The sequence below is a fragment of the Microcoleus asticus IPMA8 genome (assembly GCF_013179805.1).
GTDB lineage: Bacteria > Cyanobacteriota > Cyanobacteriia > Cyanobacteriales > Microcoleaceae > Microcoleus > Microcoleus asticus.
This window is the reverse complement of record NZ_SRRZ01000042.1, coordinates 1-23,903: the sequence shown is the minus strand read 5'-3', so window position 1 is coordinate 23,903 and position 23,903 is coordinate 1. Positions and strand designations below refer to the sequence as shown.

25 protein-coding genes are annotated in these 23,903 nt (G+C 43.4%); 17 read left to right on the top strand and 8 right to left on the bottom strand.

Going from position 1 to position 23,903, the window contains the following annotated elements; genetic code table 11:
• Positions 1-113: 113 nt before the first annotated feature.
• The gene (locus E5S67_RS13240; RefSeq protein WP_172187873.1) at positions 114-1,136 is read right to left on the bottom strand and encodes a threonine aldolase family protein; all 1,023 of its coding nucleotides are present in this window, start codon (positions 1,134-1,136) and stop codon (positions 114-116) included.
• A gap of 82 nt (positions 1,137-1,218) precedes the next feature.
• Here E5S67_RS13240 and E5S67_RS13235 point away from each other — a divergent pair, with 82 nt between their 5' ends.
• The 5 genes from E5S67_RS13235 to E5S67_RS13215 all read left to right on the top strand — a co-directional run bounded on the left by E5S67_RS13235 (position 1,219) and on the right by E5S67_RS13215 (position 5,634).
• Complete coding sequence (locus tag E5S67_RS13235; protein ID WP_172187871.1) at positions 1,219-1,431, top strand: DUF2997 domain-containing protein; 213 nt, start codon at positions 1,219-1,221, stop codon at positions 1,429-1,431.
• A gap of 11 nt (positions 1,432-1,442) precedes the next feature.
• Positions 1,443-2,225 carry a helix-turn-helix domain-containing protein gene (locus E5S67_RS13230; protein WP_172187869.1) on the top strand — a complete coding sequence of 261 codons (783 nt, stop codon included), beginning with the start codon at positions 1,443-1,445 and terminating at the stop codon, positions 2,223-2,225.
• 20 nt (positions 2,226-2,245) lie between these two features.
• The gene (locus E5S67_RS13225) at positions 2,246-3,910 is read left to right on the top strand and encodes an Hsp70 family protein (protein WP_172187867.1); all 1,665 of its coding nucleotides are present in this window, start codon (positions 2,246-2,248) and stop codon (positions 3,908-3,910) included.
• Positions 3,911-4,019: 109 nt separating this feature from the next.
• Positions 4,020-4,877, top strand: a complete 858-nt coding sequence (locus E5S67_RS13220) for an HIT family protein (protein ID WP_172187865.1) — start codon at positions 4,020-4,022, stop codon at positions 4,875-4,877.
• A gap of 187 nt (positions 4,878-5,064) precedes the next feature.
• A complete protein-coding gene (locus E5S67_RS13215) occupies positions 5,065-5,634 on the top strand; it encodes a hypothetical protein (RefSeq protein ID WP_172187863.1) in 570 nt (189 codons plus the stop codon).
• Between the two features lie 91 nt (positions 5,635-5,725).
• On the opposite strand, the gene E5S67_RS13210 is transcribed toward E5S67_RS13215, so the two are convergent.
• On the bottom strand, positions 5,726-6,280 hold the full coding sequence (locus E5S67_RS13210) for a GNAT family N-acetyltransferase (RefSeq protein ID WP_172187861.1): 555 nt from the start codon (positions 6,278-6,280) through the stop codon (positions 5,726-5,728).
• A 306-nt stretch (positions 6,281-6,586) separates the two neighbouring features.
• Here E5S67_RS13210 and E5S67_RS13205 point away from each other — a divergent pair, with 306 nt between their 5' ends.
• Complete coding sequence (locus E5S67_RS13205; RefSeq protein WP_172187858.1) at positions 6,587-7,768, top strand: DUF262 domain-containing protein; 1,182 nt, start codon at positions 6,587-6,589, stop codon at positions 7,766-7,768.
• 6 nt (positions 7,769-7,774) lie between these two features.
• Positions 7,775-8,836, top strand: a complete 1,062-nt coding sequence (locus E5S67_RS13200) for an MAE_28990/MAE_18760 family HEPN-like nuclease (protein ID WP_172187856.1) — start codon at positions 7,775-7,777, stop codon at positions 8,834-8,836.
• A gap of 6 nt (positions 8,837-8,842) precedes the next feature.
• On the opposite strand, the gene E5S67_RS13195 is transcribed toward E5S67_RS13200, so the two are convergent.
• Together E5S67_RS13195 and E5S67_RS13190 are read right to left on the bottom strand one after the other, a co-directional pair.
• Positions 8,843-9,187 (bottom strand): DUF5615 family PIN-like protein, encoded by a 345-nt coding sequence (locus tag E5S67_RS13195; protein WP_172187854.1) that lies wholly within the window; start codon positions 9,185-9,187, stop codon positions 8,843-8,845.
• Entirely contained in the window at positions 9,184-9,417 is a 234-nt protein-coding gene (locus tag E5S67_RS13190) for a DUF433 domain-containing protein (RefSeq protein WP_172187852.1), read from the bottom strand. The genes E5S67_RS13195 and E5S67_RS13190 overlap by 4 nt, the downstream gene beginning before the upstream one ends.
• Before the next feature lie 251 nt (positions 9,418-9,668).
• On the opposite strand from E5S67_RS13190, the gene ilvA reads away from it, so the two are divergent.
• Together ilvA and E5S67_RS13180 are read left to right on the top strand one after the other, a co-directional pair.
• Complete coding sequence (ilvA, locus tag E5S67_RS13185; protein ID WP_172187850.1) at positions 9,669-11,180, top strand: threonine ammonia-lyase, biosynthetic; 1,512 nt, start codon at positions 9,669-9,671, stop codon at positions 11,178-11,180.
• A gap of 33 nt (positions 11,181-11,213) precedes the next feature.
• On the top strand, positions 11,214-12,422 hold the full coding sequence (locus E5S67_RS13180) for a hypothetical protein (protein WP_172187848.1): 1,209 nt from the start codon (positions 11,214-11,216) through the stop codon (positions 12,420-12,422).
• Between the two features lie 20 nt (positions 12,423-12,442).
• Here E5S67_RS13180 and E5S67_RS33355 read toward each other — a convergent pair whose 3' ends face one another.
• Positions 12,443-12,676: a hypothetical protein gene (locus E5S67_RS33355; RefSeq protein ID WP_246276769.1), complete on the bottom strand. Its 234-nt coding sequence runs from the start codon at positions 12,674-12,676 to the stop codon at positions 12,443-12,445.
• 593 nt (positions 12,677-13,269) lie between these two features.
• On the bottom strand, positions 13,270-14,379 hold the full coding sequence (locus E5S67_RS13170) for a 2-oxoglutarate and iron-dependent oxygenase domain-containing protein (RefSeq protein WP_216670419.1): 1,110 nt from the start codon (positions 14,377-14,379) through the stop codon (positions 13,270-13,272).
• Positions 14,380-14,596: 217 nt separating this feature from the next.
• On the opposite strand from E5S67_RS13170, the gene E5S67_RS33350 reads away from it, so the two are divergent.
• The 4 genes from E5S67_RS33350 to E5S67_RS13155 all read left to right on the top strand — a co-directional run bounded on the left by E5S67_RS33350 (position 14,597) and on the right by E5S67_RS13155 (position 16,006).
• Complete coding sequence (locus E5S67_RS33350; RefSeq protein ID WP_246276768.1) at positions 14,597-14,734, top strand: helix-turn-helix domain-containing protein; 138 nt, start codon at positions 14,597-14,599, stop codon at positions 14,732-14,734.
• A 48-nt stretch (positions 14,735-14,782) separates the two neighbouring features.
• Positions 14,783-15,112, top strand: a complete 330-nt coding sequence (locus E5S67_RS33345; RefSeq protein ID WP_246276767.1) for a hypothetical protein — start codon at positions 14,783-14,785, stop codon at positions 15,110-15,112.
• A gap of 139 nt (positions 15,113-15,251) precedes the next feature.
• Positions 15,252-15,467 carry a hypothetical protein gene (locus E5S67_RS13160; protein WP_172187846.1) on the top strand — a complete coding sequence of 72 codons (216 nt, stop codon included), beginning with the start codon at positions 15,252-15,254 and terminating at the stop codon, positions 15,465-15,467.
• A 341-nt stretch (positions 15,468-15,808) separates the two neighbouring features.
• Positions 15,809-16,006, top strand: a complete 198-nt coding sequence (locus E5S67_RS13155; RefSeq protein WP_172187843.1) for a hypothetical protein — start codon at positions 15,809-15,811, stop codon at positions 16,004-16,006.
• 174 nt (positions 16,007-16,180) lie between these two features.
• Here the strand turns inward: E5S67_RS13155 and E5S67_RS13150 are convergent, their stop codons facing one another.
• A complete protein-coding gene (locus E5S67_RS13150; RefSeq protein ID WP_172187841.1) occupies positions 16,181-16,867 on the bottom strand; it encodes a class I SAM-dependent DNA methyltransferase in 687 nt (228 codons plus the stop codon).
• Between the two features lie 201 nt (positions 16,868-17,068).
• Complete coding sequence (locus tag E5S67_RS13145) at positions 17,069-17,443, bottom strand: DUF1257 domain-containing protein (RefSeq protein WP_172187839.1); 375 nt, start codon at positions 17,441-17,443, stop codon at positions 17,069-17,071.
• A 262-nt stretch (positions 17,444-17,705) separates the two neighbouring features.
• On the opposite strand from E5S67_RS13145, the gene E5S67_RS13140 reads away from it, so the two are divergent.
• From E5S67_RS13140 to E5S67_RS13125, 4 genes are all read left to right on the top strand, one after another.
• Positions 17,706-18,896, top strand: a complete 1,191-nt coding sequence (locus E5S67_RS13140) for a WD40 repeat domain-containing protein (RefSeq protein WP_172187836.1) — start codon at positions 17,706-17,708, stop codon at positions 18,894-18,896.
• A 454-nt stretch (positions 18,897-19,350) separates the two neighbouring features.
• Entirely contained in the window at positions 19,351-21,711 is a 2,361-nt protein-coding gene (locus tag E5S67_RS13135) for a PAS domain-containing sensor histidine kinase (protein ID WP_172187834.1), read from the top strand.
• 11 nt (positions 21,712-21,722) lie between these two features.
• Complete coding sequence (locus E5S67_RS13130) at positions 21,723-23,384, top strand: EAL domain-containing protein (protein ID WP_172187832.1); 1,662 nt, start codon at positions 21,723-21,725, stop codon at positions 23,382-23,384.
• 237 nt (positions 23,385-23,621) lie between these two features.
• A complete protein-coding gene (locus E5S67_RS13125) occupies positions 23,622-23,750 on the top strand; it encodes an SUMF1/EgtB/PvdO family nonheme iron enzyme (protein WP_422614745.1) in 129 nt (42 codons plus the stop codon).
• Positions 23,751-23,903: the final 153 nt, after the last annotated feature.

The window sequence follows — 23,903 nt, the reverse complement described above, 5'->3', positions numbered from 1 at the left end:
CCGCATTCGATCCAAATTTAATGTTGATGCGGGTTGTCTGTTGTGGTGGCGGGTTTATCTAGATTGTTGGTACTCGTCCGATATTATTCGTAAAACCCGGCTTTACGAAAGAATTACTGATGTCGTTTAACCGCTTCCACGAAAGCAATAACATCCGCTTCCAAAGTATTAAAAGCCGTTACCAGTCTAACAGTACATTCATCCCACCGATAAAACAGAAAGCCCTCAGCTAAAACCGCTGTAATTACAGATTCGGGAAGTTGAATAAAAATCTCGTTGGCTTCAACTTGATGGCAAAACTTCGCTCCCTCAACTCCCGCCAAACCTGCGGCTAATCGGGCTGCCATATTATTTGCATGAACCGCATTCTTCAGCCACAAATCATCCGTTATATACGCTTCCAACTGCGCCGACAAAAACCGCATTTTCGAGAAAAGATGCCCGCTGCGCTTGCGGTAAAAAGGGAAAGTTTTTGCTAATTCTTGATTAAAAAAAACCACAGCTTCCGCAGCCATCGCGCCGTTTTTTGTCGCTCCAAACGAGAGAATATCTACACCTGCGCGCCAAGTGATATCCGCAGGAGAACAGCCAAGACTGGCGACAGCATTGGCAAAGCGAGCTCCATCCATGTGCAGGTGCAAATTGTGGCTGCGAACTACTTCTGAAATGTGGGAAATTTCCGCTGGATTGTAGACGGTTCCGGCTTCCGTTGCTTGAGTGATGCTGACGGCTGCGGGCTGTACGTGATGGACGACACCTGCACCAGCGCGATCGAGTATTTTTCCTAAAGTCTCTGCCTCTATTTTACCATGATTTCCTGTTACTGTAACTAACTTAGCACCGCCTGTAAAAAACTCCGGCGCCCCGCATTCATCTAGATTAATATGAGATTCCGCGTGACAGTAAACAGCGCCGTAAGGAGGAGTAACAACCGCAAGGGCTAGAGCATTAGCAGCAGAACCGGTTGCTACCGGAAAAACAGTCACCGATGTCTCGAACAAATCCGAAAATTTAACTTGCAAACGCTGTGTATATTCATCATCTCCGTAAGACATCACAGCACCGCAATTAGCTGCTGCAGTCGCTGCCATAATTTCCGGCGAAACCCCGGTTGCATTGTCGCTACAAAAATTCATTAGACTAATTGGGAAATAGAATCTATAATATAACTCAACACTCAGCAGTCAACACTCAAGCATTAAACAAAGAGGAAGAATTATGGCAGAATACCGCCAAATAGAATACCGCATCGGCAAAGACGGCAAAATTACCGAAACCGTCCTAAACGCCACCGGTTCTAGTTGCACCGAAACCACCGCCGGAATTGAAAAAGCCCTCGGAAAAGTAGAATCTCAAGACTTGCTGCCAGAATATTACCAAGGCGAAGAAAATTTGAGCGTTGAACAAACGCAGACTTTAAAACAAGTTTAGAAGAGTTAAAGATGTTTGAGATCCTCGGTGCAACAGTTGATGTAACAACAGTGCCTGCCTTCAGCTTCGCGCTGGCTGTCGGGGGCATTTTTCTAATTTTAGTCTACCTTTATGCTGCATCTGAGGCGGGAGATGCGATCGAGTTTAAGTACGATACAATTCTGCGGGAACGCATGAATCAGCTAGACATTCTCGATTGGCAAGATTTAGGCGAAAAAGCAGGCTTAAGTCGCTACGCGGTGCGTTTAGTGCGACAGGGAGACGTGGGAAACCTCAAGCTAGACCAACTGAGGCGACTGGCAAAAGTGCTGAATTTGAATTTTCAAGAGTTCGATCGCACTTTGATCGCGCTGCCAATATCGGCTACAATCACAACTAATACCACCGAAATTGAAGAATTAAGGCAGCAGTGTTTCCGGCTGCGATCGGAATTGCAGCAGCAAAAAACTCAACTAACTGCCGATTTTCGCCGCGCTACATTTGAACAGTTGCAAACTTTGTTAACCAACTATCCCGCCGCCCGCAAAATGGCAGAGGCCAAGCCTGATATGCCAGCCAAAAATCTCTCAGCTTTGTTTACTCCCTTAGAAAACCTGTTATCAAGCTGGGATTTTGAAACAATCGGTTCAACTTGGGAACAAACTGCTTACAATCCGCAGTTTCACCAGCCGGATGTTGAGGATATAACAGAAGGAGAATTAGTTTATATTCGGTTTGTCGGCTATCGGGATGGAGAGCGAATTCTTACTCCTGCTAAAGTTAGTCGCACCCTTCCAGCGGGAATGAAAAATTAAATTTTAAATTTTAAATCAACATGACTACAGTTGCCATTGACTTCGGCACCAGCAATACGGTTGTCTGCATTCTTAACCCGGATACGCAAACACCAGAAACTTTGAGATTGGGGGAGATGTCCCGCATTTTTAAAACGAAGAACTTGAGCGGAGATGTTCGAGAAATATCTGTAGTGCCGACTTTAGTTTTTGTGGAAAATGCGGGAGAGTTGGTGTTGGGGGAAAAAGTGCGATCGCAGCGTTTGGGGCAATCCCAGCCCGAGCGTTTTTTCAAAGCTTTTAAACGCAATTTAGCTGCCGACTTTCAGCCGCCGCCCCGCAATATCGACGACGATACCTACACAGCCGAATCAGTAGCTGAACAGTTTATTAAAAGTATTTGGAAACAATTATATTTACAAAATATACAGGCAGAAAAAGTAATTTTTACAGTCCCCGTTGGAGCATTTGAGCGATATCTAGATTGGTTTCGCGACTTAGGAGAAAGTTTGGGAGTTGCGGAAGTTCAGGTAATAGATGAATCCACAGCCGCCGCCCTGGGATATGCAGTAAAACGCCCCGGCTCTCTAGTTTTAGTAGTTGATTTTGGCGGCGGAACTTTAGATTTAAGTTTAGTCCGCACTGCTCTAAACCCCCCCTTACCCCCCCTTAGTAAGGGGGGGAGAAATCTCGCTCCCCCCCTTAGCAAGGGGGAGAGAAATCTCGCTCCCCCCCTTGACAAGGGGGGGCTGGGGGGGGTGGGTGCCGAAGTGTTGGCAAAATCCGATGCTTATGTAGGCGGCGAAGATATTGACATCTGGATTGTGGAAGATTATTTGCGGCAAATTGGTTCGTCGCGGGCAGGAGTCGGCCCAGTTGGCTGGCAAAACTTATTAGAAATAGCGGAAAAATTAAAAATTCAACTTTCTCAAGTTAATGAGGCGAAGGAAAGCTGGTTTGACGATGAAAATTTTATGTCTTACGACTTGCAGCTAAACCGAGACAAGCTTGAGGAAATTCTGGAATCTAGGCAGTTGTTAGAACAGTTGCGGGAAAGTTTAGATGAAGTGCTGAGTATTGCACAGGGAAAAGGTATCGACAAAGCAGATATCGAACAGGTTTTGCTGGTAGGAGGAACTTCTTTAATCCCGGCTGTATCTAATTTAGTTGTTTCGTATTTTGGGCGGCAAAAAGTCCAAAGAGACAAGCCTTTTGAAGCAGTGGCGCACGGTGCTTTAGCCTTGACACAATTAGCGAGTGTTGACGATTATTTGCGCCACAGCTATGCAATTCGCCTCTGGGAACCTTATGCTAAAGCTTATGCTTATTCGCCGATATTTAGCAAGGAAATGAAGTATCCCTGTCAAAGTTCCGAAGAGTTGACGTTGCAAGTGGCAATTGAAGGGCAAAGGGAAATTCGGTTAGATATTGGGGAAGTTGCGGAGGTATCGCAAGCGGAGGTTATTTTTAACGAAAAAGGGCAAATGACGAGCAGCTTGCTCAACAAAAAAACGGATTTTCGGTCTCTGGAAAGCCATCACCAGCAGGTTTGCGTAGCGCATTTGAATCCGCCCGGGGTATTGGGAATTGACAGGGTTTCGGTGAGTTTTGAGGTGGATGAGAGGCGGGTTTTGTTGGCGACGGTGCGGGATTTGGTGACTGGTAAGGTGTTGGTGGAAAAAGGGGCGATCGCCAAACTGCAATAATGGTAAAATTTTTAGATAACATTCGGATATTGAAATCGGTACTACACAAACTCTCGTCCGGATGGTGCGCGGACGGAAGAATATTTATTTAAATCAAATTTATGCTGCCATGAAAAAGCAACAAAATAAATTCAGCCATCTGACGGCAATCGAAAGAATTTCCCTGTCATTTCCGGCAAGATTTTTATTGGATAAAAACTTGCTGCAAGGGAAAGTCTTAGATTTTGGGTGCGGCTTCGGCAGTGATGTTAGATTGTTGCAGCAAAAAGGCTTCGATATTACGGGTTATGACCCTTATTATTTCCCAGAATTTCCCGAAGATAAATTCGACACAATCATTTGCTTTTATGTTTTGAATGTTTTGTTTCCTGAAGAACAAGCTAATGTCTTGATGGAAGTGTCGCACCTGTTGAAACCAGGAGGGAATGCGTATTTTGCGGTGAGAAGGGATATCAAAAAAGAAGGCTTCCGAGAACATTATGTCCACAAAAAACCTACATATCAGTGCATTGTAAAACTTCCATTTAAGCCAGTTCACCTAGATGAGTATTGCGAAATTTACAAATACGTGCATTACAACCATCAAAGAAATTCTACTAATAACTGCATATTCTGCAATCCGTATAAAAGCCTAATTTTGCTAACTGAATCAGCAACAGTTTATGCGATGTTTGACGGTTATCCCGCCAGCAAAGGTCATGTTTTAATCATCCCCAAGCGTCACGTTGCCAATTATTTTGAACTGCCGTTTCGAGAGCAATCGGCTTGCTGGTTTATGGCTAATAAGGTACAAGAGATGTTAAGTAAAGAATTTCAGCCTGACGGGTTTAATGTGGGAATAAATATTAATAAACAGGCTGGTCAAAGTCGCACTCACGCGGCTATTCATGTGATCCCGCGTTATAAGGGCGATGCGGCGGGGAATAAAGGCGGAATTAGGTATGTGATTCCCAAGAGTGAAAAATAAAAGTTAGCCAATTGTGAAAGAAATTATTTTTTACCGCAGAGGCGCAGAGAACACAGAGGAATAGAGAAGAGAGGAATTCATAATTTTTGTAAGGATTGTTATCTTTGAGCAAACGGCGAGAAAATAGAGTTAAAATGTGTTTGCCAAGTCTCAAACTACACATTAGCAGCAATTTGGTGTTCTGTTTATGTCTAAGCGCAAAAAGCAAGAATGGCTCAAGGAAACCCTAGATCTCAAAGAAGACCACAATTGGAAGTCAAAGCCTGGAACTCGAATTTTTGTAGCAGGAAGAGGTGCAGTCCGCTTTGATGTCCCGGAAGATTGGCATTTTGAACCGGATACTAATTCGTTCCGGTTTACGGATAAAAAGCCGCCGCATGATGATTGTCGTTTGGAGGTTTCGTTTAATTTGCTACCACCTGGTAACTGGGCAGATTTTCCGCTGGTACCGCTATTACAGAAGGTGGTTGAAGATGATACGCGAAATCCGATCGCTTTTGGGGAAATTATCCAATTGAAGCGGCAAACTGCCCGCGTTGTTTGGACGGAATTTAAGTTTATCGACCCTCCAGAACAGCGGGAAGCTTTTTCGCGAATCTGTATTGGATTGGGTTCTAATGTTCAGTGTTTGATTACTTTTGATTACTGGGTTGACGATGCAGAGCGTTTGACTCCTGTCTGGGATACGGTGATGGATTCGTTAGTTCTGGGTTTGTTTATTAGCGACCCTCGAACGGGGTTCGCACGTCCAGACTAGACCGATTTTCTGGGAAACTTTCAAGAACTAATTTTGCTAAGTGTTGAATTGGCAAGCCATCAGTCAGTAAATTTAGAACCTACATTAAACTTTACAACCGCTTTGCCATGAAAATATCTGGCTTGCCAATTCCGTTCGCGTCGGGCATCACTCCCACGATCGCAAAACCCATTTTTTGATAAAATTCGTAGGGATGACTGCGCAAATTTCTAATTTTGGCGATGTGTTCCCAAACGTTAGGATAAAGATTGATGCCTGAAAGAGTGGTTTGATTGTCTTCGTCGTCGGTGCCCACCCACAGCACGAGCCCTCCCCGGTTTTTAGCTTCTGCTGCCAAATCAGCTACGAGCGATCGACCAATTCCTTGTCCGCGAAATTCTGTTCCCACTACCAGCGGGTGCAGTTCCCAAACATTACCGTCATACTGTTTAATCCCGCCAATCCATCCCAAAACTTGATTGCTGTCGGCGACAGCAATTCGACTGATGCGATCGGCTCCGAAAGATTCTTGCACTTCTTGCAAAGCAGATTTTAGATCGGGCCAAGCATCGGGCCAATGCTCTTTAAAACCTTCAAGTATTAATCTAGCTACCTGTTGAATTTTTGGCTCGTCAACCGCACGCAAATCTGTAATTTGTACGTTCATGAATTTACATACTAAATCAAGGATTACGGACTAATACGCTCAAAAACCGGATTTTATAACCGGGGTAAACGGCAAAAACGAAGTTAGGACTCACTAGGGCAACATTCGCTACAGCTTGCCCGATCGCTAGCTTTCATATTTCAGTCTAGGCTAATTTTGCCATAAAATCGGATTTTGCGATCGGGTAAGGGCGATCGATCTTCAGCAGGGATAATTTGCGATCGCTAGTTTGCTAGATTTGAGTCGATCGGCTCATGCTGAAAATGCTATAATTATTAACAAGTTGTGCTTAGGGAGACTACGGAAATGCAGCTCGCACCATTTGAAAAAAAGATGTGGAAGAGTTTGCCACCAAACACACCTGATCATCACAGGTTCGATCGCGACACATACCAGCGCTACGACTTCAAAGAAACACCAATCGTTACCGAAATCAACCGTGAAAAGCTTCCCCGGTTTGTTGAATCATTAAAACTTTCTAATTATATAGAAATGCGATCGTTCTACCAAAGAAGGGGTCGTTGGACTGCGACGATGAAATCCCGATTGATAGAGTCATTTATTCTCAATATTCCCGTACCTTCAATTATTCTGTACAAACAAGATTTCAAGCCTTATGAAGTCTTGGATGGTGAGCAGCGAATCTCCGCTATTCAAGAGTTTTATGAAAACAAACTAAAACTGACTGAGCTGGAAATTTTGCCTGAGTTAAATGGACATACCTACAACAGACTTCCTCAAAAAATTAGGGCTAATATCGATCGACGCTCCATATCCTCAATCGCAATTCTTGCCGAATTAACCTCCAATCCTGAAGCAGACAAGTTCCTCAAACAGAAAACTTTTGAACGTCTAAATACTGGAAGATTAAACTTCAGCCAACAGGAAATGAGAAACATTTTGTATGGTGGAAAGTTTAATGAACTGTTGCTAGAATTAGCGCGCAATCCCATATTTGCTGAAGCTTGGGGAATTCCGACAGACGATAACAGCCGAGACTTAGAGAAGAACAGTATTTATGAAAAAATGGAAGATGCTGAATTAGTTTTGCGTTTTTTTGCCCTAAGGAATATAGAACATTATCAAATGGAAATGCCAGAGTTTTTAGATTTGTATATGATGAAAAGTTTAAAATTTACCAATTACGATAGAAATTTTCTGGATGATATTTTCACAAAAACTATTAAATTAGCACATAAAGTTTACGGAAAGCATTTATTTAAACCATTCGATCCTCAATCTCAAACTTGGTCTGAACAATCCAATCGCTCTTATTATGATGTGACTATGCTTGGTTTTAGCAAGCAATTACCTGATGCCGAGAAATTTTTTTCTAAAAACTTGCGAAATCGAGTTATTGAAGAAACAAAAAACCTCTTTAACAAACCAGAAGCTCGTCTTTTGACAGGAGGTGGAACAAGTAAAGCAGAGATTCAGGATCGGCTCGGAATATTTGACGAAATGCTTTCGCAAGTTATCGGAGAGTAACTTGCGATGTTTGAGGAGCTGATCGAGAAAGCTAGTGTCAAAATTTCAACGGTTCGTGCGATAATCAAGACTAACCATCAACTTAGAAGAATTGTATTTCGAGACAGTTTAAATAAACAGAAGTTGGTAGAAGATGATGAATTTGCCGCATTAATAGACGTAATTCCTAGCGAAAAGGAGTGGGAAATTTACGATCGCTCTGCTGTTGTAACCCGATTGTATGCTATTTACGAGCGCTTCGTTGAGGATTTAATTTCGGATTGGTTGCGACTCATGCCGGATCTGGTTCCACGTTATTCAGACTTGGGAGAAAAAATCCAAAATACCCATCGAGAGGGTATAGGGCGTTTATTGATTGACATCAAAAAGGATAGGTTTCAACACCTTTCAGTTGAGGAAGTAGTGCAAGGATTATCCTGTGGAATTACTGACACTGGAAAATACGAGCTACTTCCTGATGCTTTCCTATTGCACGAGCAAAATTTACGGAAGGAAGTGCTAGAAACTGTTTTGAAAAATGCTGGGATTGATGAGGCGTGGAAATGGGTAATTAACCACAAAGAAATTAAATATTTTGTAGAGGAAGTTCGCGGCAGTCAAAACACGGCAGAAGGAGAACTCAAACAACTGGTTGACTATCGAAATAAAGCAGCACACGGCTCTACAGATGAGATTTTGGGGACTCAAGAACTGTTGGACTTAGGTGATTTTGTTGAGGCTTTATGTAAATCCCTTGCTGATTTAGTCACCTACAATATAATTTTACTCCAGAGCGATCGAGGGCTGGTAAGGGAGATTGGAAAAATTACTGAGTGGTTCAAAAAGCCACAAGCAGGCGTAGCCAAAGTTCAGGAAGTTACCTTAACTGTAGAAGAACGTGTTTTTCTAGTTTTAGTTAATGATGAATTGTCGTACTGCTACTCTGCTAAAGTTGAGAGCATTCAGCTTAATGATATTTCCCACAATCAGGTGGAAATAACCTCGGAGGAAGAAGTAGGGTTAAAGTTCGATCGCGATGCCAGAATTGAATTGATTATTTATGTAACTAGCTCGGATCGAGTTGACTGAATCTTGTTAAGCTCTACCGATTTCAACAATATTTTTACCATTTTGCAGCAACTCCAAAGCTTCAGGAAAAGCGCGGGTAAAAATGCGTTGCAAGTCTCTATTGGTAATATTCCCACACGTTAACCACAGAATTTGTGGCGGGCTTCCTAAACGAATTACTAAATCGATAAAATCTCTATCTTTCGTGATAACAACAGTGCCATAACCGTTAGCGCGAGCTGCATTAAATATCTCAATATCCTGAGCGTCTGACAACCCAATATCTTGTAGAGTTACTGCACTCACACCAAATGTAATACTCAACCACTCTGCGAGACTAAGAGGAAGTTGAGCATTTAGCCAGAAAATCATACAGCAATCCTCGGAAAGTCAATTCGGAGTGCAGCAAACAGCAAGCAAGCTTGAATATCTTCAGGTTCTAAATCGGGAAAATCTGCCAGAATTTCACTAGCAGGAACATTATCTGCTAGAGTTTCTAGAATATCGCTAACTCGAATTCTCATGCCTCGGATACAGGGACGGCCTCCACATTTACCCGGAGTTTGAGTAATTCGATCGAGTAAAGCAGTTTTGTCTACCATAAGTCTCCTCTACTGCACGGTTCAATCTCAAGTGTACTTAATAGTATAGCTGCTGAAGTATAGTTTCAAGGTAAAATTATTCTCAAAGTGCGTGAAGCGAAGCTATCCCGTAGGGAATCGCCCAAATACAGTACAATTATCTTTTCCGTTGACAATTGCAAACATTTCTAGGACGGGTTGGCTAACGGTCAACTGTCAACTATCAATTGTCAACTGTTTGTTGTCAACTATCAACTATCAACTGTCAATTTATGCTTTGCGATTACCTGGTACAAATCCTCACCGCCCGCGTCTACGATGTTGCTCAAGAAACAGCCCTAGAAGTAGCCCCGAATCTATCAGCACGGCTCAACAATAAACTTTTGCTGAAGCGAGAGGATATGCAGTCGGTGTTTTCCTTCAAGCTGCGGGGTGCGTACAACAAAATGGCGCAACTGTCGCCGGATTTGCTAGCACAAGGTGTGATTGCAGCTTCCGCCGGTAACCACGCTCAAGGAGTCGCCCTCGCCGCCCGCCACCTGGGAACTCGCGCGATTATAGTCATGCCCGTAACGACGCCGCAGGTGAAGGTAAATGCGGTGATATCCCGGGGCGGAGAGGTAGTTTTGCATGGGGATACCTACGACGATGCCTACGCCTTTGCGCGCCAATTAGAGGCGGAAAAAGGTTTAACTTTTATTCACCCTTTTGATGACCCGCACGTAATTGCGGGACAGGGTACGATCGGCATGGAAATTCTGCGGCAACATCAAAAACCAATTCACGCGATTTTTGTGGCTATTGGCGGCGGCGGATTGATTTCGGGAATTGGGGCTTATGTCAAGCGGTTGCGGCCGGAAATTAAGATTATTGGCGTCGAACCCATCGATTCCGATGCAATGAATCAATCGCTGAAAGCGGGTAAACGGGTGCGTTTGTCGCAGGTTGGTTTATTTGCTGACGGCGTTGCTGTGCGGGAAGTGGGGGAGGAAACTTTTCGGCTGTGTCAGGAGTATGTGGATGAGATTATTTTGGTGCATACGGATGATGTTTGCGCGGCGATTAAGGATGTTTTTGAAGATACGCGATCGATCTTAGAACCTGCTGGCGCTTTGGCGATCGCAGGTGCGAAAGCTTACGTGGAACGGGAACAAATCGCAGGACAAACATTAATTGCTGTTGCTTGCGGCGCGAACATGAATTTCGATCGGCTGCGTTTTGTAGCAGAAAGAGCCGAGTTTGGCGAACGCCGCGAAGCCATTTTTGCAGTCACAATTCCCGAACAACCGGGAAGTCTCCGCAGGTTTTGCGAATGTCTGGGCAAACGCAATTTAACTGAATTTAGCTATCGAATTGCGGATGAGAAAGAAGCACATATTTTTATCGGTGTACAAATTCAAAACCGTGCCGATGCGGTGAATATAGCCGCAAGTTTTGAAGATTGTGGCTTCAAGACTTTGGATTTAACTGATGATGAATTAACGAAATTGCACGTGCGGCATATGGTGGGCGGGCGTTCGATGCTGGCCGATCATGAATTGTTTTATCGCTTTGAATTTCCCGAACGTCCGGGTGCGTTGATGAAGTTTGTGGGTTCGATGAGCCCTAACTGGAATATCAGCGTTTTTCACTATCGAAATAACGGCGCAGATTACGGGCGAATTGTGGTGGGAATTCAAGTACCGCCCAATGAGATGCAGGAATGGCAGGCTTTTTTGGATACGCTGGGCTATCAGTATGGGGATGAGAGTAAAAATCCGGCGTATAAGCTATTTTTAAGATAGTTTGGTTTGTGGTCTTGAAACAAATTAATATTTATGAATAGGATCAAAAAAATATTGCCGTTTTTTTTGATGATTTTTGCTGTTGCTGTTGTGGCAGCAGTTGCACATTTTGCGATCGAACAACTTTCCAGCCCAGTCAGTTATTTTCAACCTGTGGATACCAGAGATGGTGCAGAGTTGTACAAAAAAGAACTACCCAACGGAAATCTGGCTTATTTGCAAGTTATTAACGTCGAAAAAATGCAAATAGACCAGCTAATTGGAGAGGTGGATCGGATGGCTTTCAATAAAGGATTGTATTATCAGGGAGAAAACAAATATTACAGTCCTTTCTTTAAGAGCAAGTTATTCTCTGAAGTTACAGGAGAATACAAAAAGCTTTACGGTAATGGTGTTTTTTCCGTGATTAACTGTTCTTTTTTTGAACAATACGAAGGCAGCACGCAGCTATCTTTTCCTATCAAATTCAACGGTCAAGTTATTACTGGCGGTAACGGCATCTACGGCCCCGTCAAGAAGCCCAAAGATGGGCAGTATAAAAATGTTCGATTGAAAGCTTTGGTCTGGAACGATCGAGAAGCATATATCACAAATTACGAACCGCAAACCGGAAAGCCATTGAATCAAAAAGAAGTACAAAATGCAGTTGTCACTTACGAATACAAGCACCATCCAGCTAAACTCATATCTAAAAATCCGGCAAATAGGTATCACGTCATCGGTACGCTGGACAAAGATGGTCGCAAGGGTAATGAATTGCTGGCAATTATCACAGTTAATGAAGCGACATTAGACGCAGCAGCTAAGTTAATGCGAGAATTTGGAGTGAAAGGAGATATCGTGACGATAGACGGCGGACTCTCTACTTATCTATTCAATCCTAAAATCGGCGAGATTATGTTGCCTCAATCAAATAATATTGCCACTCGGGAACTGCCGCACTATTTAGGATTTAGGAATAGAAAATCTCAGACAGCTTCACCAAAAATATTGGTGGCTAAACCAGCAGTTCAAGTGCAGGTGGAAGCAAATAAACCTTATTTAATTTTGTGGAGAGACAATATTCAGGATGAGGTCAAGATTGAGCTGTATCAAGAGAATAAGTTGGTTGAAAGCATAGCCAACCGCGCGACTAGCGATGGGGTTTATGAATGGAAACCTAAGATTGCTGTAAAATCAGGGTCTTTGATTAGGATTTCAAGTGTTAAAAATGCTAAGGTGTCTGGGGCTTTGCAGTTGTGATTATTGTTGGCAAAGAAATCTCATTGCGATCGCAAATTCCGCACATCCTCAATACTGAGTCCCGTTGTTTGACTGATAGTTACATCATCCAGGCGATCGAGCAATTGCGACGCGATCGCCTGGATGATGCGATCGCGCGGCCGTATGATATTCCTTACGTTGAAACGATTTGGTAGTTGCGGGCGATCGCACTTTTGTCTGGTAAGGGCGATCGGGCAAAACGTACAATGCCCAAACCTTGCTATAATAAACAATCTTAAAAACTTAACACTAAAGGCTGAGGTTAAAGTCCTGACAATAACTTCACAAGAAACGGATGTAGAGATTCAATAATTTCCCATTGTTCTGGGACAGGGAGGGGAAATTACTATTCCCCAGTTTTTACAAGATTCTCTCAATGTTAATCAGGGAAATATGCTGGTATTACTCCCAATAGGTAATCTGATTGTGATTGCTCCCAAATAACCTCAAGCTCCCCAATTAATCGATCGGATTGCAACGATTATGGAAAATGAAAATGTGGGTTTGACTGATTTATTGACTGGTTTAGAAGCCGAGAGAGAGGCGATTTGGCGGGAGAAACAATCTTGATGCGTAGGATATTTTCACAGGAAACTCTAGAGGCAAGCCGATGGAGTTAATCTTCAAGTAGCGTGAATTATGCAATTTTAAATATTTTCGGAAGTGAGTTTAAAAGAAGATATTGCTGAATCCAATTTGCCCAAGGGAACTACTGCAATTATACCTCACTAGGCGATCGCGCACTGATTTTGAAGCTGGATACATGGATAAAGACGATCGCTATGGTGAAAGCATCGTTATCCCTGCTACCGAAAAACTTTGCTTCTTATCTCTGCAATTCGATGGCTTTTTTCGCTGTCGTCAAACGACGAAGACCCTCATTTTTCAAAACACCTAAAATTGACAAGCGGTTTTCGTCAATAATCCGGCGTGTGGTGATTCGGTCTGGATAACACCTCATAAACATATTTGTAAAGTGCGAGCCGTAGTGGATATGCTCATCGCTTGAGGGAGCGAAAAGAGGGCGGACACAAGCCTCGAAATTCGGCTCGTGGAAGTAGGCTATAGCAAATCGCTCCCTCGTATTCAGCCTGACTTTATGTGGTGTTGAGAGGAGGTAGCCATTGGTGAGGAATTGCAGAATATCGCCAGGAAATACCGTTAGTACGCTTGGCACAGGCTTCACCAATATCCAGGGTTCCTCATTTTCATACATACCCCCCATACTTTCAGTCGGCAGCCAATTTCTGTTTCTCTTTTCCCCCTCAACTGGTGGACGTATATAGAGGCCACCCACATCATCCTGGGCCGCGATCACCAATAGGCCGTAATCAGTATGTGCACCGATTCCTCTCGTTGATTTTTGAGATAACGCCGGGAATCGCAATACGCGCATATGATGCCAACCATCCTTGGTCAATTCCGTCAAAGCGTTAATGTCATCCAGTTCCAAGCCCAGGGCCGTCAGTTTCAGCAATTTCTCGCCGATTGAGCCTAGCTCGTCCATGTATGCTTTCATGCTTTGTTGGTAGTCCTCATCAGGCCAAGGCGCCGGACCATGACAAGGCCATTGCGCTTGTACACGCCTATCATTTAGTGGAACATCTTTGCAAACAGTAAATATCTCGGAATAATCGGACTCCCCAGCGGTGACTTCCTCGCCCGAAGCAATATACCCACTGTAGGTAAGATCGCTAATGAATTGGGATTTCGACTCCAGAGGCATACCAAAGAACCGCCTGCTCGCGGCAAAAGTTCTCTCGCTCTTTCGCTCCTGTATTTTGTTCACGGCCACGTGAAAGATACCGTCCCTTCTCCATGCCTGAATCATCTGGCGAGCTATGTCAATATCGGATTGTATTCCAGTGATAGATTCGGGCAGATGAAATATTTGCAAATTAGACACTTCGATTTTCTCTTGGTATTTATGGGTCATATGTATATAGCAGTTATTAGATAGATGAGGTAGAGGTTTCAACTTAAAAAGCTTGAGTACACTGGGTTTAGGCTTACTCCATCTTTGTGAGAACCGCTATATGTATTTTTATCTATAAATACATATAATAGCTTGCTCACCACCTGTCAAGCCCAAAAAGTTGGAAAAAGCTGGAAAAAGTTTGGTATAGTAACCATCCTATCTCACCATCCCACCTATGGACAGTCCTGAGATATTGCAATTTGTCGATAAAGCTGTTTGCGCCAAGACAGGCAAACATCTAAATAACTTGCAGCGGGGGATTCTTGCGGGAATACTGAAGCGTCAAAGATATGCTGACGTTGCAGAAACTTAGGGTTATAGCTCCCAGCACGTTAAAAAGGTTAGTCACGAACTTTTGTAAATGTTATCTGAGGTGTTTGGTGAACAAGTTAAAAAAAGTAATCTTGAATCCGTCCTAGAACGACATATAAATCAGAATATAATAACTTTGGTTAATAAAAATAATCAAAAATTTATTGGTATTAGCTATATTAACAATTGCCCTACTCCCTCTACTCCTACCCCAGATCAAAGTCAGCCGGAAACTCCCGACTTGCAGGAGGAAAGCAAAAATAAAACTAAGATTGAAACAATAGATAAATTACGGCAGTTGGGCTTGAGCGACGAGCAAATTGCAGAAGCGCTAGATATACCTTTAGAGCAGGTTAAACAGCTTGAATTGGAGGAGTAAATCTGTGCTATATCCGAATTTTACTGGCTCGGGGGATTCCCTGCGGGATAGCTTCGCTTCACGCTCTTAGTTGTTTTGTTATAATCATCGAAGGTTGCCTTGTTGAAGTAAAATAAAATATCCCCATATTTTTTCAGCTATGAACACAAAACTCATTGAATCCTTAGTACAAATCATCCAAACACTCTCAGAAGAGGAGCAATTGCTAATAAAAGCAAAACTATTTAGTAACATCCCCTATCCTTCTACTGTGGAAATAACCCAGTTAGCCCAAAGCGGGGGAGCATTTCAATTCCTGTACGAGGAACCTGATATTTACACCCTTGAAGATGGAGAACCAATTTATTTAAGCTAAAAAAAGGAGATATTGTTTTAGCTGAATTTCCCTTTACAGATTTGAGTCAGAAAAAATTACGGTCGGCTTTAGTGCTGTGGGCAAGTTCAAGCATAGATGAAATTACTATGTGCTTCATTTTTTTCGGAAAATGTCACTAGCCTAAGTTTAGATGGATTTGCTTTAAATGCTTCAGATCCAGAATTTCCCAGCACAGGATTAAGAGTATATTCTAAAGTTAGAGTGACTCGGATTGTCAGTCTTGAACAGAGATTAATACTGAGACGATTGGGCGAGTTAGGAAGTCAGCAAATGCAGGAATTGAATGCAACTATAATACAAGCATTTCAATTAGTATAGCCTTGTTTACTCTTACGGACTTGCCGGAAACGATCGCAAATCCCTGCAATAAAGGTTTCGCCGTCAATCGGTGGAGTATGTTCGGACATGGCAACAGCAGCCTCTATCTTAACTCGTACACCATCTATCCACTGGCGATCGGCGAGAGCTGCTTGGAACTCATCAAGCCATTGGAGAAACTCTGCGAGTTCATTTTTTGAAAGTTATCTTACTGCTGTCTTTATCTCTGCAATGTTCATGGGTAATTAACTTTTTTTGCTAATAGCCGTTTACCTGTGTACTCTAATTATATCGCGACGATCGCATTATACCAAATCCGCTCTCTTCTCTTCAGTCCCCCTCTGCTCGGACTTCGTTTGACTCTCTTTGCGATTTCAATCGCCGGGTGACTGACAAATCAGCAGCAGGGAAAGAGGAATCTTCGTCTGTGGATGTGTCGGCTCCTCGAATTCACACACCCTCCAGCCAGATTCCGACACTTGTTGAAACCACGAACTAACTGTGCGAAAATACCACGGCATTGGCTCTCGAAAAGCTCCGCCGCAGTTGTCGAAAGTCTCGGTTTTCCATCCATCAACATAGGGCTGTTCCTGACACGCTGTGAATGGATGAACTGTCTGGATCGACAGTTGTCCGTCTGAGACTATTGCTTTGCGTAACGATCGCAATAAATCTCCAATTTCCTCACCCAGTAGCGAGAAATTGCAGACGATTCCATCGTATGGTTGACCGAGTATCGCTGGATCGGCAATAATCTCATCGTAGCCGATCGCCCGAAAGCAACCGCCTCCTTTCTCACAAGCTCGATCGACCAAAGCAGCGCAACCATCAACTCCAACAACCTCAACACCGCGCTTTGCTAGGGCGCGCGTCAGCCAACCTTCACCGCATCCAACATCCAAAACTCGGCGAGGCTTATAGCGCAGCACTGCTTGCAGAATAGCGTCATCGGTTGCTATCCGGCGGCTTTCGATTGTGTTGTATTGGATCGCCTGTATCCATGCGTCAGCATTAGCCTCCCAACTTTGTTGAATTTGTTGTTCAGGGCGATCGAATTTCATGGTAATTCTATTCTTGGTACTAAGCCCAGGCGCATCTAAATTTTACAATCAAGTTTGATGAAATTCTTGTGGGGTGTCCCCCCCGCCGGAAAAGTACAACGCAAGATGCCCGACAGCTTAGGACTTACGAATAAATCTGATTTTCAACCCGATTTTGCGTAAGTCCTGAGTACATAAAAACGAGTTAATAAAGCGCGATTCTTAAACCCATCGACCGACTACAACTCTCACCGTTCCATCTGCCAAAGTTTCCTCTTCTTCAACATGAAAACCCTCTGACTGCACCGCCGCCATCAAACTTTTGCGCGCGTATTTTTGACTAATTAAATTGACAAATTCCTGCTGATTAATTCGAGCGCCCCAAAAATCCGCCACCAATTCGTAATCCTCTCCGCTGCGGCGAAAACCCAAATCGTAACCGTTGGATTGCCGAATCACGTAGTCGGCATTAGTTTTGTCACCCCGATAACCCCGTACCTGCACATTGCACTCTACTTGATAACCCAACTCTTCCAACACTTGATGTAGCAGTTCGCCGTTCTTGATCTGAACCTTGATCGTTGTGAAGTGTGACATATCACTTTCGGATTTGTGTGTGAAACGCTGATTTGATTATAATACTATAAACTGCAACAGTCAATAAGTTAGAAGTTGCGATATTAAACGCGGTTTGAGCGTCAGCGAAAGCAGCCAGGTTACAAGCCCCCGGATTCATATGTTCAGGAAATCACAACAGAGTATCCGATAACAATTGCCCCGATTTATCCGTGCGTGAGTTCGCTTTTTTTACTCATCCAATTCTTCAATCTAAAATCCAAAATCTAAAATCTAAAATCGTATGATAGCCGACAATTCTAACCAACCCAGAGAATATGATGCCGTCCTTGGCGGTCAAAGTCAAATCCCGATCGCCGGCGCTGTTTTGGGAGGCATTGCCGGAGTCAAGCAGCGCTTCAACAGTCCTAGTATCGAGTCGCGGATTGCCGCTGTTAAAGATGCTCCTAAATACGGAGGCGCTGGTTTAAATTTAGCAATAGAGGCGCTGCTTGACCCCGCACCAGAAGTGCAGCGAGTTGCTTATTTAATTTTGCGCCCGAGGACAGAACCTTTAGTCAGCCAAGCTTTAAAAGAATTCGTCCCTTACAAGCTTTTTGACTGCATCCGCACGGTCAAAACTGGGACAAATGTTGCGATTAGTCCCGGAGGATTTCGCACGGCGAGTTGGCACGGCAAAATAATTAGAATTTGCGATGTAGATACAGGAGAAATACTCTATACTGTTGACAAGTATCCCCGCGCTCAAGAAACTTTTGTCCTTTGCCAAGAAAGCGAAGTTTTTGTGAGAAGCAGAAATACTCCGAAACACCGTGCGATCGAAATTTGGCAGGGAGGAGAATTGCGGCATACTTCCCTCGGACACGAAGCGGAAATTAGCGCAATTGTCATCAGTCCCGACAGTCAAGTTATCGCCAGCGGTTCGGCAGATACTACTATCAAAATTTGGAATTTAGAGACGGGAAAGTTAATCTGTACTTTTGGCAATCTTTTAACTTGGGGAGCTCATAAAGCAGGAATTGTTAGTCTTGCTTTTAGCCCGATCGCACAAACTCTCGCTAGCAGCAGTTCTGACGGTACAATTAAGCTGTGGAACCTCCGCAGCAGAGAATGCTCCCAAACAATTAAAGGTTATGCGAATTGTCTGGCTTTCAGCCCAGGCGGGCAGACGTTGGCTGCTGGCGGCTGGGACAGAAATATTCAACTGCGGCAGCTATCGAATCCAGATAGTCCAATCACTTTGGCCGGGCATTTTAACTCGATAAATGCGATCGCCTTTAGTCCCGACGGACTCACTGTTGTCAGTGCTAGTGCTGATGGTAATATCAAATTTTGGAATGCCAGTACCGGCGAACATATTCAAACCCTCAGCGGACATCAAACCTCTGTTACTTGTCTTACTTTTAGCAGCAATAGTGAAACTATTATTAGCGGCAGTATAGACAAGAATATCAAAGTTTGGGGAATTAATTAAAGGAATAAGGAAGAAAGAATAAAGGAGAAGGAAGAGAGAAGAAGCAATCGATTTCATGAGTTTCAACAATTAAGCACCTCCTAACCATTCAGGCGCTGGCTATATTTCCAAATTACCGATTTCCGATTCCTCGGTGCGTGAATCTACGCAAAAAAATATAATAAATTTACAATTCCAGTTCTTGTGCAAGCCGATACTTGCGGAACTTATTTTTGTAATACTACACATACTTACAGTAAAAGTACCAATTGGCAGTCATTATTCACTTGATTGTCAATTTCTGAACAGTCGCCAGAAACCCTGAGCGAGCCACACTTCCTGAATCCTTGAAACTAGCTTTAAACTATCGCATATTGCTCGGATGAGTATCGCAGCTAACTGTAATATTTGACTTAAAAAGTTTATGCTTAAAAGATAGGCTGGGGTTAAATATACAGTGCATCCCAGAGTAACCATGTCACACTGCAACCAATCCATCTGTCGTTCCCCCAATATCCCAGAAATGTGCGACACTGCTGCTACTTGGCAGCAAAAAGCCGATCGACTAACGGTAGAATTAAACAGCACCCAGGAGCGACTTCACGCAGAAATCGATCGGCTCAAACAAGCCAATGAAACCCTGCACGCTGCCGTCAGTTGTGCCTCAATTTTCCTGTGGGCAACAGACAAAGAAGGCAAGTTAACCCTTACAGCAGGGAAAGGATTAGAAAATTTGGGACTCAAACCAGATGCAACTGTCGGGCTGTCGATTTTTGAAGTTTACAGCAGCCAGCCAGATATCTTAGAAAATATTGCCGAGGTACTAGCAGGAAACGATCGCACTTGGAATTCCCGAGAGGGAGATTTTATGTACGAAATTCGATCCGCCGCCCTGCGAGATGGAAACGGCGAAGTTGTCGGGGCAGTGGGTGTTTCTACTCAAATTACCGAGCGCGAGCAGTCCATCGCCACTCTGGAAACGGTAAATCAAGAATTAGAAGACAGACTTCAGCAGCAAACGGCAGTCTTCAATGCAGCACTTGCTGAAAGCGAAAAAAAGTACCGCAACCTCGTAGAAACCTCCCAAGAATTGATTTGGTCGATCGATATTGAAGGCCTCTTGACTTTTGTCAATTCCGCCGCCAAACGCATCTACGGTTACGAACCGCCAGAAATGATCGGCCGCCGCTTCACCGATTTTTTAGTTCACGACCCAAAAAATAAACCAAGAGAAATATTTGCCCAACTTTTAGCGAGAACCAAAATTCAGCCACAAACCGCTAATTCTCCTTACGAAACAGTACACATTCGCAAAGACGGTACTCCCGTGCATCTGCGCGTCAACAGCATCATCAACCAAGCTGAAAACGGCGCTATTTTAGGCTTGTGCGGAACGGCGATAGATATTAGCGATCGCAAGCGATCGGAAGAAGCACTCCAAGAAGCTACAGACCAACTTCGCGCCGTGTTGGATGCCGTGCCCGGACTAATTTCTTGGATCAGTTCAGATTTGCGGTATATCGGAGTCAACCAGCACTTAGCAACCTCGTTCAAACTGTCTCCTGGAAGCTTTGTCGGTCAAGAAATAAACTTTCTCGACCAAGGCTCGAATTTTGAAGAAATGATCGGCAAATTTTTTGAGAGTTCATCTCAGCAAACCTGTCAAGAAATAGACATACACATTAATGGGTTAGTCCGAAATTATTTGATAGTAGCTCAGAAATATCTTCAGGGAACCGCAGCAGTTTCTGTAGGAATAGACATTACCGACCGCAAGCGTGCGGAAGCTCTAAAAAACCAATTGATCTGCTCGCTGCAAGAATCAGAACACAAATTTCGCAGCCTTTATGAAGCCACCAGCGACGCAGTAATGCTGCTCGACGAACAATATTTTTTTGACTGCAACCACGCCACTTTAAAAATATTTGGCTGTAGCAACAAAAAAGAATTTTACGGCAAGCATCCGAGCGAATTTTCCCCGCCATTTCAGCCTAACGGACAAGATTCAGCCAGTTTAGTATCGCAGAAAATGAACACAGCAATGCTCGTAGGTAGCTGTCGATTTGACTGGGTACACAAACGACTCGACGGTTCAGAATTTTCCGCAGAAGTTCTGTTAAACGCAATGGAAATTAACGGAAAAAAATTTCTCCAAGCAGTAGTACGCGACATTACAGATCGCAAACGGGATGAGGATCAAATCAAAGCCTCCCTCGCCGAAAAAGAAGTCCTTCTCCAAGAAATTCACCACCGCGTCAAAAACAACCTCCAAGTTATTTCTAGCCTGCTGAAACTTCAGTCTCGCTACATTCAAGACAGCCGCGTTAGTGAAATGTTAAAAGAAAGTCAAAACCGAGTCAGATCGATGGCTCTGGTTCACGAACAATTATATCAATCCAAAGACTGGTCAAACATTGATTTTGCTGAATATATCCAAAATCTCGCCCACAATTTATTCCAAGCTTATGAAATTCATGCAGAAGGCGTTAAGTTGCAAACAAATATTGCGCCGTGTTCTCTTAATATTGATACGGCCGTTCCTTGCGGATTAATTATCAACGAGCTTGTGACAAATGCTCTCAAATATGCTTTTACAGGACAAATCAAAGGTAAAATTAACATAGATTTTACTTTAGGAAATAATAGACTTTGCGTGCTAACCGTGAGCGACAGCGGAATTGGTTTTCCTCAAGACTTAGATTATCGAAAAGCCCGAACGTTGGGTTTGCGACTGGTCGGGTCTTTAGTCAAGCAAATCCGGGGGAAAATAGAACTGTTAGAAACTGCTGGTACGACTTTTAAAATAACCTTTTCCCAACCTCAATTGCATTCTTAGGAGAGAATTTAGTGTTTAACAAAAAAATTCTGATTGTTGAAGACGAGAGCATAATTGCGGAAGACATTTCCGACTGTTTAATATCTCTAGGATATCGAATAACTGGTATGGTCTATTCGGGAGAAGAAGCGATTGAATCTGTAGCGCAATTCCGACCAGATTTGGTTTTGATGGATGTTAACCTGCAAGGAGAAATCGACGGCATTACAGCAGCAGCAGAAATTTTATCGCGCTTTCAAATTCCGGTAGTTTATCTGACAGCGTATGCTGACGAAAACACTTTGTGGCGCGTTAATGCGACCAAACCCTTCGGCTATATTGTCAAACCCTTTGAGGAAAAAAATTTGCACACAACTATTCAATTAGCTCTCCACCGGCATCAATACGATAGCTTGACAAACTTGCCAAATCGTTTGTTGTTCCGAGAGCTGCTAAGTCAGATATTAGACAAGCAAAAAAAATGGTCAGCACTCATTCCCGTTATGACTCTCAGTTTAGATAAAATTAACCGAATTAACAGTACCTTGGGACACGAAATTGGCGACTCCGTACTTTGCAAATTTGCCGAGCGGCTTAGTAACTGCACGAAGAACATTAATATTGTGGCTCGTTTGGAAGCTGCCCAATTTGCAATTGTTCTAGAACCAGTTGCGGAAAAACAGGATGCTGCCAAGATTGCTCAAAACATTTTAGATATTGTAGCCCAACCTATGATTGTCAAAGGCTCGGAACTTTACCTCACGGCAAGTATCGGCATTTCTTTATCTCCAAGCGACGCCAGCGATGGAGACCAGCTCCTAAAAAATGCTTATACAGCTATGTACAATTCTCAGCAACAAGGGGGAAATAATTATCAGTTTCATACTGCAAAAGTCGCGCATAGTTCTATCAAGAGATTCACTCAAGAAACTTTTCTCCGCAATGCTTTAAAGCGCTCGGAATTTGAAGTTTACTATGAGCCGCAAATAGAAATTAAAACAGGTAAAATTATTGGTGCTGAAGCTTTGGTGCGCTGGAATCATCCAGAAAGGGGCAGAGTTTCTCCGGGAGAATTTATTCCCATGGCTGAAGAAATGGGCTTGATTGCACCGCTGGGGGAATGGGTGTTAGAGACTGCTTGCAGGCAAACTAAAGTTTGGCAAACACAGGGTTTGCCGCCGCTGCGGGTAGCAGTCAACGTGTCAGCCCGCCAGTTTGAGCAAAAAAATTTGACGGAGAGAGTCAGACAAATATTGACAGAAACTAATCTCGATCCTAAATGTCTGGAATTAGAATTGACTGAAAGTCTGATTTTGCAAGATGAAAAGACTGCTGTTCAAGCTTTTACGGCGTGGAAAGATATGGGGATTAGCATAGCAATTGATGATTTTGGAATGGGATATTCTTCTTTGAGTTATCCGAAACGCTTTCCGTTTGATGCGATCAAAATTGACAAGAGTTTTATTCGCGATATTGCAGAGGATCGCCAAAATGCAGCGATTACAATAGCGATTATTCAAATGGCACACGGCATGAACATGACTGTGATTGCTGAGGGGGTAGAAAATGAGTCGGAACTTGCTTTTTTGTGCGATCGCGAGTGCGACGAAATTCAAGGTTATTTTTTCAGTCAGGCTTTGCCAATGGCTGAGTTTGAAGAGCTGTTGAAAAGCGATAAGTGCTGGGAGTTATAGGATTCGGCAGTTATGCTGAAGGCAGTTATGCACGAGGCAATAAAAGCAAGACTTTCAGTGCTAACCAAATCCATTGCTTGTTGTCCTTGTTAGCTACAAATCACCACATTTCATTGCATTGAATGGTCGATCGACCTTTTTTCGATAGTATCTTGACCTGCGGCGCAACTTCTTATGGTCTGAGGATGGTCTGAAGATGGCTGGCAGCCGCTGCTATACTGGGATGCCTGATGAGATGTGGGAGACGATCGTCCTGTCTGTAGAGTTAGCTGGTATGAAGCAGAAGCCTATGCTTGTTTTGTTGGGATGCGCTTGCCGACGGAAGCGGAATGGAAAAAAGCGGTAAGTTGGAATTCGGCAGAGTAGTTCGCTATCAATATTTTATAGATTCGAGAAGCTCAACCTCTTCAATATTATAGGTAATACCATTTTTTTAAAGATGTGATAGACTTGTGTAAAAAGTAAAGGCGAGAATTACAATGTCTGGTCGTCCTCATATAAAGATTACCGAATCTGTAG